Below are 16,015 nucleotides of genomic sequence, written 5' to 3' on the forward strand. Positions count from 1 at the left end.
GTTCGTAGGCAATAGCCTTTCACGTCACCTGCGACATGGGCTGTTTTAGTTGGCAAAAACAAATGGTTTGCTGTCTGAAGCAGCCTATTTTACGTTATTAAAGCAGTCGGGTATGGGGGCTTTCAGCGTCATGTGCTTGCCCGAGGTGGGATGAATAAAGGTGATGGAAGCTGCATGTAGGTAGAGTCTATCAGCCTGATGGCCGTAAAGTTCATCACCAAGGATGGGACAATTCAGTCCCTCTTGATGGGCACAGTGCATGCGCAACTGATGCGTACGGCCTGTCATGGGCGAGAGAGTAAGCAGCGTTTTTCCCTGATATACTGACAGAACACGGTAGAAAGTGATGGCCGGTTTGCCATGAACGTGGTCGACTGTTTGTCTTGGACGGTCGAGAAAGTCGGGGCGAAGTGGCAATTCAATGGAACCTTCTGTCTGTGTTACCTTGCCATCCAGTACGGCTATGTATTCTTTTTGGATGGTGTGAGCCTTGAATTGGGCTTGCAAATGGTGGTAAACCTTCATGTTCTTGGCCACGATGAGCAGTCCAGACGTAGCCATGTCCAAACGATGTACGGCATGCAACGGCATGTCTTGAGGCATCATTTCCTGCAAGATGGTCAGGACAGAGGGGCGACTTGATCGTCCTGGAACGGAGAGTAATCCGGCTGGTTTGTTCACAACAACCAGGTCATCATCCTCATATACCATTTGAAGCTGCATGGGTTCGGCATCATCTGGATATTCATCGTCCACCTCAAGACCTTGCAACATGAAGCGAAGGATGGGCAGGCATTTGCCTCGACAGGCTGGATAACATTCGCCATGGTGCCGTATGGTGGCCTTCGGTGAGGCTCCCCACCAGAACTCTGCCATGGCGATTGGTTTGTAATGGTGCTGGTAAGCGTACTGCAACAGCTTGGGAGCGCAGCACTCTCCCGCCCCCGCAGGCGGAACATGTTGTGGCGTTTCAGCGAAAATGTCCAAGAGATTGCGCTGCTCACCCCGTGCGTTGAGCATCACAAAATGAGTAAACAACCACCGTTGCAGTGCGTCTGAACGCTGCTTGCGCTGGTCTTTCAGTCGCCCAATGCGGTCATCATGCTGCGCCAGCCCGGCTCGTTTGTCCGCCAAAACAGCTTCCCAACGGTGCTTGATGCGACGCAGTTCGGCTTTCATGAACTGGCTTTCCCGAATGAGTTCGGCCTCTTTTTCTACCGAAAGTGAGGAGGTTTTCCGCAGATGGTCACGATTCCGTTTAGCCTCTTTCATGCGGTTTTGAAACGCTGCAAGTGCTTGTTGCGCCTCTTCTTCCAAGCGTTTGAGTTCTTGTTTCATCGCCAAACAGCCAGCATCCGTTTCCTCTTGCTCTACCAGTGCATTGATATGCGTGATCTGTTCTTCATGTTTTTTGAAATAACCTTGCGGCTGTAGGTAATCAAACACGGCGGGAACGAAGCCCGACCAATCGCTCTTGCCCTCGATTTGTCCTGAATAAGCCGCCAAAAAGCCCAGCTGTTGCTGCTGATCTTCAACAACCAAAACCCCGAACATCTTCCCTTTTGCCACCTCTTGCTGCCACGTCTGCATGCCCTGAATGTACGCTTGAACGTGCTTCATGGCCAACAAAGCCAAAGGATGGGGCTGATAATGGAAGGGATTGTTCAGCCTCAACGGTCGCTCCACGTCCGTGATCAATGGGTGAAAACACGAGGTTGTGAAGGATGAGGGATGCGACTGGGAATGACAGGACATACTACTTGATTTGAAAACATGCGCTAAGGGGCAAGCATGATACACGCCATGCTCCCAATAAGGGGAAGAGAAAAGCAGGCTTTCGCCACCCTCTCAACTGCGCACAAGCCTGACCATGGCACGCTATTCGAAATAATACAAGAAGGTAGCGATACCTTCCAAGGCCGGTTTGCGCTGTCCTTCAATCTCTATTTTGAAGTTGATTTCGGTCTTGCAGATGCCGCGTAGGTTGCTGATGGCATGCAGCTTGGTCACCATGCGCACCCTACTTCCCGTGACAACCGCCTGTCCAAAGCGCATCTTGTCCATGCCATAGTTAACCAACATCTTGATGTTGTTCACCTCGATAATCTGTGACCAGAGGTAAGGCAGCAGCGACAACGTCAGATAGCCATGTGCGATGGTGCTTTGATACGGACTCTCTTTCTTGGCACGGTCAGTGTCCACATGAATCCATTGATGATCCAATGTTGCGTCAGCAAATAGATTAATACGATCCTGGTCAATCAGCAACCAGTCGGATGCACCCAATTCTTTGCCCTCAAAGGCTGCAAACTCGTCGTAAGAGTTGACTACTAATTTACTCATACTTATCTCTTTTTACGTTCAACACCTATGGATGCCTTTCATCATCTGCCCGCAATCAGGCGCGAAAGGCTTTATGTTGTTCGTTCAAACGACAAAGATAAACAAACCAAACGACATGCACAAACAAAGAAAACGTTTGCCGGCAACACGCTGTGTGCCATGCTGCTGTGTACCAAAAATATAAGGGCAAAGTTGTCATTTCTAAATAATTGGTTTATCTTTGCAGTGCATAAACTACGTTCCAGCATTCGGAAAGAGAGGTTGCGGCTTTCTGCTTTCCGCATCATTCTGTTATTACATGAAAGAATTCATACAGGTTTTGCGACGCTTTGTAGCTCCCTACAAGCGTTATTTAGGGTTTTCCGTACTGTTCAACATCCTGTCTGCGGTATTGAACATTTTCTCTTTCGCAGCCCTCATCCCCATTCTTAACATCCTTTTCAATATTGGACAGGAGCGCATAACCACGCTGATGCCATGGCCTTCGTCGATGAATGAACTGCCCGACGTACTGAGCAACAACGCCAATTACTATGTACAGATGATGATTGACCATTACGGAGCCACCACCACCCTGCTGTTCATCGGCTTGTTTTTGGCCTTCATGACGTTTCTCAAGACAGGTTCTTACTTTCTTGCCTCTGCCAGTGTGATGCCCATCCGCACGGGTGTGGTGCGCGACATACGCAACCAATTGTACCAAAAGATTACGAGTCTGTCGCTTGGATTCTTCTCTGAGGAACGCAAAGGTGACATCATCGCCCGCATGAGTGGTGACGTTCAGGAGATAGAAAACTCCATCATGGCCTCGCTGGACATGCTGTTCAAGAATCCCATCCTCGTCATTGCCTACTTCACCACGCTGCTCATCATCTCGTGGCAGCTCACCCTGTTCACCATTCTCTTCGTTCCTCTCTTCGGCTGGTTCATGGGATTGGTTGGACGAAAGCTGAAACAAAACAGCGTGAAGGCGCAAAACCTGTGGAGCGACACCATGAGTCAGGTGGAAGAAACGTTAGGCGGACTGCGCATCATCAAGGCCTTCTCGGCCGAAGAAAAGATGAATGCGCGCTTTGACAAGATTAATTCCAACTACCGAGACAGTATCCTCAAGGTCACCATACGGCAGCAATTGGCCCACCCCATGAGCGAGTTTCTGGGTACGTTGATGATTGTCATCGTGTTATGGTTCGGTGGTACGCTGGTCTTGAACGAGCAAGTACTCAGCGGACCCACGTTTATTTATTACCTCGTGATGCTCTACAGCATCATCAACCCGTTGAAAGAACTGTCAAAGGCGAGCTATGCCATCATGAAAGGACTGGCATCCATCGAGCGGGTAGACAAGATACTGAAGGCCGAAGTAGCCATTAAAGAGCCCGAAAAACCGATTCACCTCAACAGCTTTGAACATCAAATCGAATTCCGCCATGTATCGTTCAGGTATGCGGAGCAATGGGTGTTGCGCGACATCAATCTGGTGATTCCCAAAGGAAAGACCGTAGCGTTGGTGGGACAGAGCGGCAGTGGCAAGTCTACCTTGGTCGACTTGATTCCGCGCTACTATGACGTGCAGGAAGGTGAGGTGCTCATCGACGGCATCAACGTGCGTGACTTGGGCGTACGCAGCTTGCGGCACCTCATCGGAAACGTCAACCAAGAAGCCATTTTGTTCAACGACACGTTCTTCAACAACATCACCTTCGGCGTTGATCACGCCACGCAAGAAGAGGTAGACCAGGCCGCTCGCATCGCCAACGCTTACGAATTCATTATGGAGTCAGAGGAAGGATTCGACACAAACATCGGAGATCGGGGCAGCAAGTTAAGCGGCGGACAGCGTCAGCGTATCTCCATTGCCCGCGCCATCCTCAAAAATCCACCCATCCTGATACTCGATGAGGCCACCAGTGCGCTCGACACCGAGAGCGAACGCTTGGTGCAAGATGCGCTGGAACGGCTCATGGACACCCGCACCACGGTGGCCATCGCTCACCGCCTGTCCACCATCAAGCACGCTGACGAAATCTGTGTACTGCACGAAGGACGCATCGTGGAGCGAGGTACGCACGAAGAACTTATCGCCAAAGAGGGCTATTACAAAAAACTGCATGACATGCAAGAGGTTTAACACAATGATGAAACAAGCAAAAGCAACATTCCTACACACTTCTTTCGGGCCTTTCGGCGCCATGATTCTCAACCTGTTGATGGCATTCGTGGTATACTTCATTGCCCGCGTGGAATTCCTTTTCGAGAATTACAGCTATTTCTCCGGCAACCTGTCGGCATCCCATCTGACCGAATTGTTCTACGGTGGCTACATCTTCGACCGCTCCGCCATCGCCTACACCAATGCCCTGTACATCCTGCTGATGCTCTTTCCGCTGTGGATCAAGGAGCGCAGAGGCTATCATCTGATGTGCAAATGGGTGTTTGTGGTCATCAATGCGCTGACACTGATCATCAACTTGTGCGACTCGGTGTACTTTCCTTACACCCTGCGGCGCACCACGACGAGCGTATTCAGCGAATTTCGTAACGAAAACAACCTCGCCGACGTGTTTTGGGGCGAGTTTGTGGGCCACTGGTATCTCGTGCTGTTGGCCATCGTAGTCATCACCCTGCTGTGGAAACTCTACGTCATGCCCCGCACCGCACACACACATTACGCCACCGCCACACAGCGATGGAAGTTCGGTCTCATCCAGTTTGTGCTGCTGGCCTTGCTCACTCCTCTCATCATCGGTGCCTGCCGGGGCGGCCTGGCGTCGGGCATACGCCCCATCACCGTCAACAATGCCAACCAATACGTGCGCCGTCCAACCGAGTGTGCGCTGGTGCTCAACACGCCGTTCTCATTGATCAGAACCATCGGGAAGAACGTTTTCGACGTTCCCACCTACTATCCCAACCTCGAGGCAGCCGCCAAAGTGTTCACGCCGATACACCATCCAAAGCCCACGCATGCGTTCCAAAAGAAGAACGTGGTGGTGCTGATCGTCGAAAGTTTTGGCCGCGAGTATATCGGATCTTTCAACCAACAGCTCGAAAACGGCCGATACAAGGGCTACACCCCATACGTTGACCAGCTTATCAGCCAAAGTGCCACCTACAAATACTCGTTCTGCAACGGACGGAAGAGCATTGACGGCATGCCATCCGTGCTTTGTGGCATTCCTATGTTTAAAGAACCGTTCGTGCTCACCAACGCCTCGATGAACGATTACACCAGCATGGCCGGCCTGTTGGCGCGCGAGGGCTACCACACGGCGTTCTTCCACGGTGCCAACCGGGGCAGCATGGGATTTCTGGCCTTTGCCAACAAGGTGGGCTTCCAAGCGTACTATGGCCGACAAGACTATGCCGCCGACCACCGATTTGGCGGCGATGCCGACTTTGATGGGCACTGGGGTATCTGGGATGAGCCTTTCCTGCAATACTGGTGTACGAAAATTGGCGAGATGAAAGAACCCTTCATGACGGCCTGTTTCACCGTGTCGAGCCACACGCCCTACGTCATTCCGGAAAAATACAAGGACGTGTATCCCGAAGAGGGGCTGCCCATCCACAAGTGCATACGCTATACCGACATGGCCATCGGCAAGTTTTTCGAAGCGGCCAAGCAGCAACCGTGGTACAAGAACACCCTCTTTGTGCTGACCAGCGACCACACCAACCTGAGCGACCATGCGCAGTATCAGACCGACATCGGCGGATTTTCGGCACCGCTCATCATCTTTGATCCCAGCGGAGAGGTGCCCGTGGGCATGCACGACGGCATCGCACAGCAGATAGACATCCTGCCCACCGTGCTGAGTCTGTTGGGCTACGACAAGCCGTTCTTGTCGTTCGGCTGCGACCTGATGACCACTCCCGCATCGGAAACCTACGCCGTAAACTACCTCAACGGCATCTATCAGTATTGCAAGTATGGCTATGTGTTGCAGTTCGACGGTCAACAAACGCGCGGCATTTATGCCTTGGACGACCTGCTGATGCGCCACAACCTGAAAGGGAAGGTGAAGGAACAGCACAAGATGGAGCAAGAACTGAAAGCCATCATCCAACAATATATGTACAGGATGGAGAACGACCAGCTGATGCCCTGACCCTCGCAGGCGCACGGCCGGCAGTTTAACGGGGCAGGTCATCGCATCTGCCCGCCTTGACCGTTCTTTACGAGCTTCACAAAACACATGCGCATTTGACCGAACGAGCGCATTTGCACGCCAAAATTTGTTTAATTTTTTATCCAAAAAACAGCCTTAAAACAGCCCTTCCCTATTTTCATTCTGGAAAAAATCAATAGGCTTGGAGGATGCATACAAGCAGTTATTGCGGCAAGAAAAATCGATTTTCACCCTCAAATCTTTGTTTTTACACCATTAACAGCATCATTTTGACCGTTAATCTGTATGGTCTAAGCAGGCAAAAGCATGCATATTTCACCCTAATAGCAATGCTTTTAGCGTAAAAACGCATGAAAGATGGACACATGCTATCACCACGCTAACGTAATGCGTTAATAATCAACCAAATAAGAATACGGCCCATTTTGGGCGAATTTGCACCAACAACCAAAGTTGTTTTGAAATAAGCGAAATATAAAGCGGTGCGTTGTCAAGAAAATTCATCATCATGGACTGCCTTTTCCCTCATGGCGCAGTGGCTGTTGATTACATTAGAATTAACGAACTATTGCAGGGAATTAGCTGAAATTCCCTAAATAGTTGCCATCTTATTCAAAAAGTCTTTTGCTAATAATGATTTATCACGATAAAATAGTATATTTATGCCATAAATAAAAATGTAACAATGGCAAAGAAAAATATAGACTTATCTATAGTCCTCCATGACGACAGTGACTATAAGAACTGGCTTGTAGAACTCAAAGAACGTTTCTACAGCCATCGCTTCAAAGCGTCATGTGCCACCAATGGCTACTTGTTGGACTTCTATTGGAAGTTAGGACGAGACATCGAAGCCAAGCAATATACCAATACTTATGGCTCAGGGTTCTACAAGAATCTTAGTCAGGACTTGAAGAATGAAATGCCTGGTACAAAGGGATTCTCACCAACCAACTTGAAATACATGAGCTACTTCTACAAGCTCTATGCTCCATTGGTTGCAAATCGTCCGCAAGTTGCTGGCGATTTTGTGAAAGATACATATAATGCGGATATTCAGCGAGTTTCAGACTACAAACGAAAACGTCAACAACCTGTTGACGATTTCAGTTTGTTGTTTCTGATTCCTTGGGGACATCATTGCCGTATCTTAGAAAAATGCAGGGACGACATGGATAAAGCTATATTCTTTATAAGAAAGACTTGGGAGAACAATTGGGGACGTGACACACTTCTCAACTGGCTTGATACTGACTTGTATGAGCGTGACGGCAAGGCTATCACCAACTTTCAATCTACGCTTCCTGCTGTACAAAGCGACTTGGCGCAACAGATAACCAAAGACCCTTATCAATTAGACTTCCTTCACCTAAGGGAGAAATATGACGAGCGAGACATTGAGGATGAATTGGTGAACAACGTTACTCGTTTCCTTTTGGAACTTGGAAAGGGATTCTCCTATATGGGCAGACAGTTTCGTTTAGAGGTAGGACAACAGGAGTTCTTCCCCGACCTGCTGTTTTACAATGCCCACCTCCATGCGTATGTCGTCATAGAGCTAAAAGCCCAATCGTTCCATCCATCATTCTTGGGGCAGTTGAGTTTCTATGTCTCAGCCATCAACCATCAGTTCAAGACCGACGTCGACAACCCTACCATCGGTTTACTCATCTGCAAGGACAAAGATAATGTGGTGGCAAAATACGCCTTGGAATCATACAAGGAACCAATGGGAATATCAGAATATCAGTTGTCCAAACTCTTCCCAAAAGACTTCAAGTCTTCCATGCCGACTATTGAGGAATTGGAAATGGGTTTGAAAAGGAATAGAAAGTAAATTAATGATTATGTTAAGGAAAACAACTATCTTCTGATAAACTTAGGAGTTGGGCTCCTTACTGTATATTTAATCTTGGTTAATATTGGTAGAATTGTCGGTTGCCCGCCAAGACGGCTGACATTCTAAAAATGACTCAATTATTTTGCCTACCAACCGTTTTTTGATAACTTTGTAAATTCAATAGAAATATTCCCCTATGGCACAGAAAGATAAAGGTCTTACACCAATGATGAAGCAGTTTTTCAGCATGAAGCGGCAGCATCCCGATGCGCTGTTGCTCTTTCGGTGTGGCGACTTTTATGAGACGTATGGCGATGATGCCATTGAGGGTTCGCGCATCTTGGGTATCACGCTCACGAAAAGAAACAATGGAGGCAATAGTGGCGAAACGGCTATGGCTGGTTTTCCGCACCACGCTCTTGATACATATCTGCCCAAACTGATTAGAGCTGGCAAGCGTGTGGCTATTTGCGACCAGCTGGAAGACCCGAAGAAAAAGCGAGAGGAACTGAAGGGCAAGAAGGGACTTTCCGCCACCGACAAGATGGTGAAGCGGGGTATTACCGAGTTGGTGACACCGGGTGTGGCGATGGGGGATAACGTGTTGAACTACAAGGAAAACAACTTCTTGGCAGCGGTGCATTTTGGTAAGGCGGCTTGTGGCGTGAGTTTTTTGGACATTTCGACGGGCGAATTTCTCACAGGTGAGGGTACTTATGATTATGTGGAGAAATTATTGGGCAGTTTTGCGCCCAAGGAGGTGTTGTACGACCGCAACAACAAGCGCGATTTTGATACCCATTTTGGCACCAAATACTGTGTTTTTGAATTGGAAGACTGGGTGTTTACCGAGCAGAGCGCACGCCAGCGACTGCTGAAACACTTTGGCACCAAGTCGCTGAAAGGCTTTGGTGTAGAGCAAATGAAAAGCGGTATCGTGGCTTCGGGTGCCATTTTGCAGTATTTGGAGATTACCCAGCATACCAATATCGGGCACATCACGTCGCTTGCCCGCATCGAAGAAGAACGCTATGTGCGGTTGGACAAGTTTACCATTCATTCGCTCGAGCTGATTGACACCATGCAAGAGGGAGGACGGTCGTTGCTGAATATCATCGATAAGACCAACACACCCATGGGAGGACGTATGCTTCGCCGCTGGATGGTGTTTCCGTTGAAGGACGTAACGCCCATTCAACAACGCTTGGATGTGGTGGATTATTTCTTCAAAGACCCCGATTTCCGACAGTTGGTGAGTGAGCAGTTTCAGCGCATTGGCGACCTTGAGCGCATTATCTCAAAGGTGGCTGTGGGCAGAGTGTCGCCCCGAGAGGTGGTACAGCTGAAGAATGCGTTGCAAGCCCTGCAACCCGTGAAGGCTGCCTGCATGAAAGCGTCGAACGAGAGCTTGCGGAGAATTGGCGAACAGTTGCAGCTTTGTGAGACGATTCGCGACCGCATTGAACACGAGATACAACCCGATCCGCCCCTGTTGGTGAACAAGGGTGGGGTGATAGCCGATGGCTATGATACCGAACTCGACGAGCTGCGAGAAATATCGCGCAATGGTAAGGATTATCTGATACAGATACAGGAGCGTGAGGTAGAGCAAACGGGCATCGCATCGCTGAAGGTGGGATACAACAACGTGTTTGGGTATTACCTCGAGGTGCGCAACATGTATAAGGATAAAGTGCCGGAGAACTGGGTTCGCAAACAAACATTGGCACAGGCAGAACGCTACATTACCGAGGAACTGAAGGCTTATGAGGAGAAAATATTGGGGGCGGACGAGCGCATCATGATGTTGGAAGACAAGCTGTTTCGTGAACTCATCGTCGACATGCAGCCGTACATTCCGCAGATACAGCTTGATGCCAACCTGATAGCCCATTTGGATTGTCTGCTTGGCTTTGCGCAGGTGGCGGAGGAAAACCAGTATGTGCGTCCGCAAATAGACGCCACCGACGTACTTGACATCAAGCAAGGTCGTCACCCAGTCATTGAGATGCAGCTGCCCTTAGGCGAGACATATGTGCCTAACGACATCTACTTGGATACGGAGAAGCAGCAGGTCATGATGATTACAGGACCCAATATGGCTGGAAAGTCGGCGCTGTTGCGCCAAACGGCGTTGATTGTACTATTGGCGCAGATAGGATGTTTCGTACCTGCGGAGCGTGCGAAGATAGGTTTGGTGGATAAGATTTTCACGCGCGTGGGGGCTTCTGACAATATTTCCTTAGGTGAATCAACCTTCATGGTGGAGATGACAGAGGCGGCAAATATCCTGAACAACGTGACCAACAGGTCGCTGGTGCTCTTCGATGAGTTGGGGAGAGGAACGTCAACCTATGATGGTATCTCCATTGCTTGGGCGATTGTGGAGTACTTGCACGAGCAACCGCGGGCACGGGCGCGCACGCTTTTTGCCACACACTACCATGAATTGAACGAAATGGAGAAACATTTCCCGAGGATTCACAATTACAACGTGAGTGTGAAAGAGGCAGATGGCAAGGTGATTTTTATGCGTAAGTTGGAACGTGGCGGCTCAGAACACAGCTTTGGTATTCATGTGGCAGAGATTGCGGGCATGCCCCGAAGCATCGTTAAACGCTCTAATGTAATCTTAAAACAGCTGGAAGCCGATAACAGCGAGGTGGGTTCGGTGGGCAAACCCAGCGTGAAACGCTTGGAAGAGAGCAGGGAAGGCATGCAGTTGAGCTTCTTTCAGCTGGACGACCCCGTGCTGTGTCAGGTGCGCGACGAAATACTCGGCCTTGACATCAACAACCTTACGCCCATGGAGGCATTGAACAAACTCAACGAAATCAAGAAAATCATTGGGGCAGAATAACCAGGTGAAATTCTAATATATGAATCAATTATTTTCCTTGGCACTGGCTTTGTGCTTGTCAGTGTCAGCTTTTGCACAATCGGTAGCTACGACAAAGAAAGCTCATGATTATCAACCTACGGCAGAGAATATGGCTTCGCGCCAAGCGTTTCAAGACGCTAAGTTTGGTATTTTCCTGCATTGGGGCTTGTATAGCATGTTGGCAACGGGCGAGTGGACCATGACTAACAAGAATTTGAACTACAAAGAGTATGCTAAACTGGCAGGAGGTTTTTATCCTTCTCGGTTCAATGCAGCTGCTTGGGTATCGGCTATTAAGGCATCGGGGGCGAAGTATATTTGCTTTACTACCCGTCATCATGAGGGATTCTCTATGTTCAAGACTCGGTATTCTGACTATAATATCGTGGATGCAACCCCTTTCAAGCGTGACATCTTGAAGGAGTTGGCAGACGAATGTCACAAACAAGGCATCCGACTGCATCTGTATTATTCGCATATCGACTGGTACAGAGAGGATGCAGTGTGGGGAAGAACAGGACGAGGAACAGGGCGTCCCAACCCTCAAGGCAATTGGCAGCGTTATTATGCGTTTATGAACAACCAACTTACTGAACTATTAACCAACTATGGAAAGATTGGTGCGATATGGTTTGACGGTTGGTGGGACCAGCAACCCGATTTCGATTGGCAACTGGAAGGGCAATATCAGCTCATTCATCGCTTGCAACCTGCGTGCTTGGTGGGTAACAATCATCACACCACTCCTTTCCAAGGCGAGGACATCCAGATATTCGAACGGGATTTACCTGGTGAGAACAATGCTGGTTTGTCGGGGCAAGACATCAGTAGGTTGCCGTTGGAAACGTGCGAGACCATGAATGGTATGTGGGGATATAAGATTACCGACCAGGACTATAAGTCGGACACTACCTTGATACGTTACATCGTCAAGGCAGCTGGCATGAGCGCTAACCTATTGATGAACATTGGGCCACAGCCCGATGGTGAACTCCCTGCCGTTGCTTTGGAACGCTTGCAGAAGGTGGGACAGTGGATGAAAGTGTATGGAGAAACGATATATGGCACTCGAGGGGGCATGGTGAAGCCTCACGATTGGGGTGTTACCACGCAGAAAGGCAATCGTCTTTTTGTGCATATCCTAAATCTGCACGACCGTAGTTTGCTTTTGTCTATCGGCAAACAGCGCATTAAAAAAGCCTTTGTCTATGACACTAAACAGCCAGTAAAGGTGGAAAGATGTCAGACAGGTGTGGTGCTTACCTTGCCAACAGCATTGCCGAAGGATTGCATTGATAAGATTATAGAGGTACAATTTTAAGCAAGTTGAGGTTGAGTCGCTACTGAACTTGTAGCGCATTTTCCTTGATTCATTCTTTCACAGGAGCGGTTCTTCCATAAGTTTCCTGTGCAGAAATATTGTAGGAGGGTGTGTCACAATTTTTCTTTATGGTACACTCTCATTTTAAATTTCCCGTTTTTTATTCTCATTGGTTATATATCGTGATTTTTATTTAAATGTGCAACATGAATTTTCTACGCAGCATGTTGATAACACAAAAAGAGATTGCTGGGTAAAAATGAAAGTAGGAGGTAAACGCTGATGATTAACGTTTACCTCCTACTTGATGGATGTGTGTGGATTTACCTTCTGTCAGGCACCACGCACGTATTTATCTTCCGCCGTCAAACCAGCGATCTTGCTCCCAGTCTTCGTCTTCCAAGTAGTCGAAGTCGGCCTTCTTGGCTCCTGCTGCATCGTCTTCCTCCGACGCTACAACATCCTTCAATAGGTCTTCGGCATTGATTTTGAGTATGTTGATGAGGGGCTGTTGATATATCTTCTTCATTTGTTTGCTTATTTAATGATTTTCTTTCCGTTCTGAATGTAGATGCCTTGAGGGAGGAATTGTAGATTTCCCGTTGGGCTAACCATGCGTCCGTCGATGGTGTAGATGGGTGCATGTGATGGTGTGTTATCCTTAGCATCGATTTGCTCAATACCCGTAACCGAGCCATCCCAAATCTTGAATTCGATACTCTTCGCCAAGCTGCCAGCTGATTGCTTGGAGCGCAGGTAGGCGCGGAAAGGCTTAAACGAAGCACCGGTAGACTTCACGTAATTGAATTTCTGTGTATTGAAGCCAAAAATGTAATTGCCATATCCATTCTCTGTTGCAGGCAAGTTACGGTATTTATAGGTACCGATGAAATCGCCATCAGCAATCTTGCTGGCTGGTATCTGCTTTTTGGAGAATTCCAGTGGTGTTTCATGCGCTGTCGTGATAGCTGCCTGTGGTTCTATCAGATAAGGCTTGTCGGCCTCTGTTGCTGCCACTTCCTTGAAGGTAGCCTCGTTGTCATTGGCACTCGTGAACTCGTATGCTTTTGATACGTTGAATTTGGACAATTCTGTTGCGTTCATGGCGAAGGGTAGGCAAATGGTGGACATGCTATGATAATTGCCGTTAGCATCTTGTCTACGCTCAAAGTTGCGGTCGAACCATACCTTATCAGCCGTAAAGCCTTCCTTTACACCAAAAGTATAGCCGCTCTGCATATACTGGTCATTGTTTTTATCTTTGTCATTCCAAATGCCAGTGTACACTCTCAACTTGTCTTTGTCGTAGGATAAAACGCCACGATCGGTGAGATAGAGCAGTGGCATCTTTCCGTTCACCACCACGTTGCATGGATGTACGTGTCCGGGCATGGCCAATGTTGACCGTGGACTCACCTTCACCACACGGTTGAGATTGGCTCCACGATCAAATAAACTGAACTTGGTTTCATCTGATAGGTCTATCCAAGAAACGTCAATATCTTTGTCCACAAGAGCATTGTTGCTGTTGGCCGATGTTTGGTAGAAGCCTGGCTGATTGGGTCTCCACAGCATAAAGATGTCGCTCACTTGGAAAGGAGCATCCGAAGTGAGTATCATTTTACCACGCGTTTCCAAATCTTTGCCGCTTTTATTGATTTCGGTCATCTTGGCCGGCATTTCCAGTTTCAGCCATCCGCCGTTACCTATGCGCTTTAGATAGTCGACACGGCCAGTGCGATACACGGTTCCGAAGGCTTTATTGTCTGTTTCACTATCATCCATACCTACACCTGTTACCTTGGCTTGCTGCCATGTTATAATCTTGTCTGTGTTTTCACCATAGTCGTGATATTGCAAACGCATCTCCACTTGCTTACCTTCGGGAGCTCTTACGATGGCCTGAAACAGTGCGTGCATCTGGTCGTTGTCCCTCTCTTCTTTGGCTGCAAGGGGCATCAATGCATCTATACTCAGCTCGTATTTGCCTGTTTTTTTATTCTTCGGAGCCTCTACTACCTTGTCGTTGCTCACCACTCCAGTCCAACCAAGGGCAGTGACATATGTATTTTTAGCCTTTGTCTGAGTACCTGAAGTTGTGATGAATTGATCCCAAACTGGACTAAAGAGGTAGGTTCCGTCGCCGTACTTCTTCATATACATCACACCTTTGCTCAGATGACGCTGGTTACGATCATATCGATTGTAGAGGTTTGTGCGATAGTGACGCTGTATGCCCTCTGTGGTGCTGTAGCATGTGGCACCCGTGTCATCGGGGCGAGGAATACGAAGAATCTCTACGTTAGCACCATCACTTTTGCGCTGTAAGAACAGTTTGATACTGCTTTGGGTGTCCATGTCCCACCAGAAACCCCAGTTTGTAACCCACTCGTTAGGTGTTGTTAAAAGGCCATTGTCGTCGATATTTGAATTATAATATACAAAACTAAAAGAATTCGAGGCATCTTGGTTTGCTACGGCTCCATTAGAAGAGTAGTAGGCTTTCACGCTCACTCGACCAGAAGATTTAACGCCATCATTAGGGTTGCCAATTCGCATGTGGTAATCCTTCCAGCGATCATTGATTTTTTTTGTGGCATCAATGGTGTTTCGAAATGAAAACGTGATTTGGCCTTGATAATAAATTTCGTAGCTATATCCATTAGATGCTGTCAAATAATATTGATTACCATATTCATTTTTGTAATACTTCTCGGTGGTGTAGGTGTACAGCCACTCGGTTTCGTCCGCGTTTAACGTCCACTTGTTGTCGCCAGCCTTGGCCGTGACACAGGACAGCAGAGCGATGCACATAATTAATAATGTGTAAAAATGTTTTCTTGTCATCATCGGGTCTTGTTTTAGTTTATAAACTTTACAAAAGTATTGAGAATTTATGTAACATTTTTACCCCCCCCCCTATTTATTAAGAAAGTTTAACAGTTTGGGTGCCTGGATGAATAACAAGCTTTTGAAAAGACAGGCGTAACATCCTTATTGAAATAAAAGAAAACTAATAAATTGCAAGAAATGCCAGCAGGTGTGCCGCTATTTTGAACAACCAAGCTATCAAATTGTAACTTTTAGCAAGGCGAAAAAAGGTTACACGCACGGCGGGTTGGCGTTGATGACATGAGAAAAGTACTCCCACCGGGAATCGAACCCGGATCAAAGGTTTAGGAAACCTACGTTCTATCCATTTAACTATGGGAGCGAATCTGCGTCTGCCGCAGCATTGTGTGGGTGTGCAAAGATAAACATTTTATTAGTTCGACCCAAATAAAAGCCCCACTTTTCTATTTGACAGGCAATGGCCATACCAGCATTGCGTTCGTTATACAATAGGTATTCGGTGAAATAAGCGAAAAAAAAAGAAGCGGTAGGTTATCAAGAACATTCATACCGGTGTGGCATGCTGAAATACGCAACCAACTAGTTAATTTAAGTAAAATTTATTCAAGAAATGACTATATCCAGCGCTATTGATGAGATTATTC

The 16,015-nt window shown here is 47.8% G+C and carries 9 protein-coding genes and 1 tRNA gene; 5 read left to right on the top strand and 5 right to left on the bottom strand.

Annotated elements, in window-relative coordinates; translation table 11 throughout:
- Positions 1-84: 84 nt before the first annotated feature.
- Both NQ518_RS09560 and NQ518_RS09565 read right to left on the bottom strand, forming a co-directional pair.
- Positions 85-1,755, bottom strand: a complete 1,671-nt coding sequence (locus NQ518_RS09560) for an RluA family pseudouridine synthase (RefSeq protein WP_336512781.1) — start codon at positions 1,753-1,755, stop codon at positions 85-87.
- Positions 1,756-1,878: 123 nt separating this feature from the next.
- Entirely contained in the window at positions 1,879-2,343 is a 465-nt protein-coding gene (locus NQ518_RS09565; RefSeq protein ID WP_227962126.1) for a MaoC family dehydratase, read from the bottom strand.
- 298 nt (positions 2,344-2,641) lie between these two features.
- Between NQ518_RS09565 and NQ518_RS09570 the strand changes: the two genes are divergently transcribed.
- The 5 genes from NQ518_RS09570 (at position 2,642) to NQ518_RS09590 (ending at position 12,518) form a co-directional block, all read left to right on the top strand.
- Positions 2,642-4,474: an ABC transporter ATP-binding protein gene (locus tag NQ518_RS09570; RefSeq protein ID WP_227962124.1), complete on the top strand. Its 1,833-nt coding sequence runs from the start codon at positions 2,642-2,644 to the stop codon at positions 4,472-4,474.
- 7 nt (positions 4,475-4,481) lie between these two features.
- Positions 4,482-6,455 carry an LTA synthase family protein gene (locus NQ518_RS09575; RefSeq protein ID WP_227962386.1) on the top strand — a complete coding sequence of 658 codons (1,974 nt, stop codon included), beginning with the start codon at positions 4,482-4,484 and terminating at the stop codon, positions 6,453-6,455.
- A gap of 706 nt (positions 6,456-7,161) precedes the next feature.
- Positions 7,162-8,313: a PDDEXK nuclease domain-containing protein gene (locus tag NQ518_RS09580; protein ID WP_227962122.1), complete on the top strand. Its 1,152-nt coding sequence runs from the start codon at positions 7,162-7,164 to the stop codon at positions 8,311-8,313.
- A gap of 199 nt (positions 8,314-8,512) precedes the next feature.
- Positions 8,513-11,176 carry a DNA mismatch repair protein MutS gene (gene mutS, locus NQ518_RS09585; protein ID WP_227962120.1) on the top strand — a complete coding sequence of 888 codons (2,664 nt, stop codon included), beginning with the start codon at positions 8,513-8,515 and terminating at the stop codon, positions 11,174-11,176.
- Positions 11,177-11,195: 19 nt separating this feature from the next.
- A complete protein-coding gene (locus tag NQ518_RS09590) occupies positions 11,196-12,518 on the top strand; it encodes an alpha-L-fucosidase (protein WP_227962118.1) in 1,323 nt (440 codons plus the stop codon).
- 352 nt (positions 12,519-12,870) lie between these two features.
- On the opposite strand, the gene NQ518_RS09595 is transcribed toward NQ518_RS09590, so the two are convergent.
- From NQ518_RS09595 to NQ518_RS09605, 3 genes are all read right to left on the bottom strand, one after another.
- Positions 12,871-13,047 carry a hypothetical protein gene (locus NQ518_RS09595; RefSeq protein WP_227962116.1) on the bottom strand — a complete coding sequence of 59 codons (177 nt, stop codon included), beginning with the start codon at positions 13,045-13,047 and terminating at the stop codon, positions 12,871-12,873.
- An 8-nt stretch (positions 13,048-13,055) separates the two neighbouring features.
- Positions 13,056-15,368 carry a hypothetical protein gene (locus NQ518_RS09600; RefSeq protein WP_227962114.1) on the bottom strand — a complete coding sequence of 771 codons (2,313 nt, stop codon included), beginning with the start codon at positions 15,366-15,368 and terminating at the stop codon, positions 13,056-13,058.
- Between the two features lie 292 nt (positions 15,369-15,660).
- A tRNA-Arg gene (locus NQ518_RS09605) sits at positions 15,661-15,732 on the bottom strand.
- Positions 15,733-16,015 lie beyond the last annotated feature (283 nt).

The sequence above is a fragment of the Hoylesella buccalis ATCC 35310 genome, from assembly GCF_025151385.1.
Classification (GTDB): domain Bacteria; phylum Bacteroidota; class Bacteroidia; order Bacteroidales; family Bacteroidaceae; genus Prevotella; species Prevotella buccalis.

Coding starts and splice junctions, on each gene's coding strand:
- NQ518_RS09560 (WP_336512781.1), bottom strand. CDS start 1,755: ATGTCCTGTCATTCCCAGTCGCATCCCTCATCCTTCACAACCTCGTGT.
- NQ518_RS09565 (WP_227962126.1), bottom strand. CDS start 2,343: ATGAGTAAATTAGTAGTCAACTCTTACGACGAGTTTGCAGCCTTTGAG.
- NQ518_RS09570 (WP_227962124.1), top strand. CDS start 2,642: ATGAAAGAATTCATACAGGTTTTGCGACGCTTTGTAGCTCCCTACAAG.
- NQ518_RS09575 (WP_227962386.1), top strand. CDS start 4,482: ATGAAACAAGCAAAAGCAACATTCCTACACACTTCTTTCGGGCCTTTC.
- NQ518_RS09580 (WP_227962122.1), top strand. CDS start 7,162: ATGGCAAAGAAAAATATAGACTTATCTATAGTCCTCCATGACGACAGT.
- mutS (WP_227962120.1), top strand. CDS start 8,513: ATGGCACAGAAAGATAAAGGTCTTACACCAATGATGAAGCAGTTTTTC.
- NQ518_RS09590 (WP_227962118.1), top strand. CDS start 11,196: ATGAATCAATTATTTTCCTTGGCACTGGCTTTGTGCTTGTCAGTGTCA.
- NQ518_RS09595 (WP_227962116.1), bottom strand. CDS start 13,047: ATGAAGAAGATATATCAACAGCCCCTCATCAACATACTCAAAATCAAT.
- NQ518_RS09600 (WP_227962114.1), bottom strand. CDS start 15,368: ATGATGACAAGAAAACATTTTTACACATTATTAATTATGTGCATCGCT.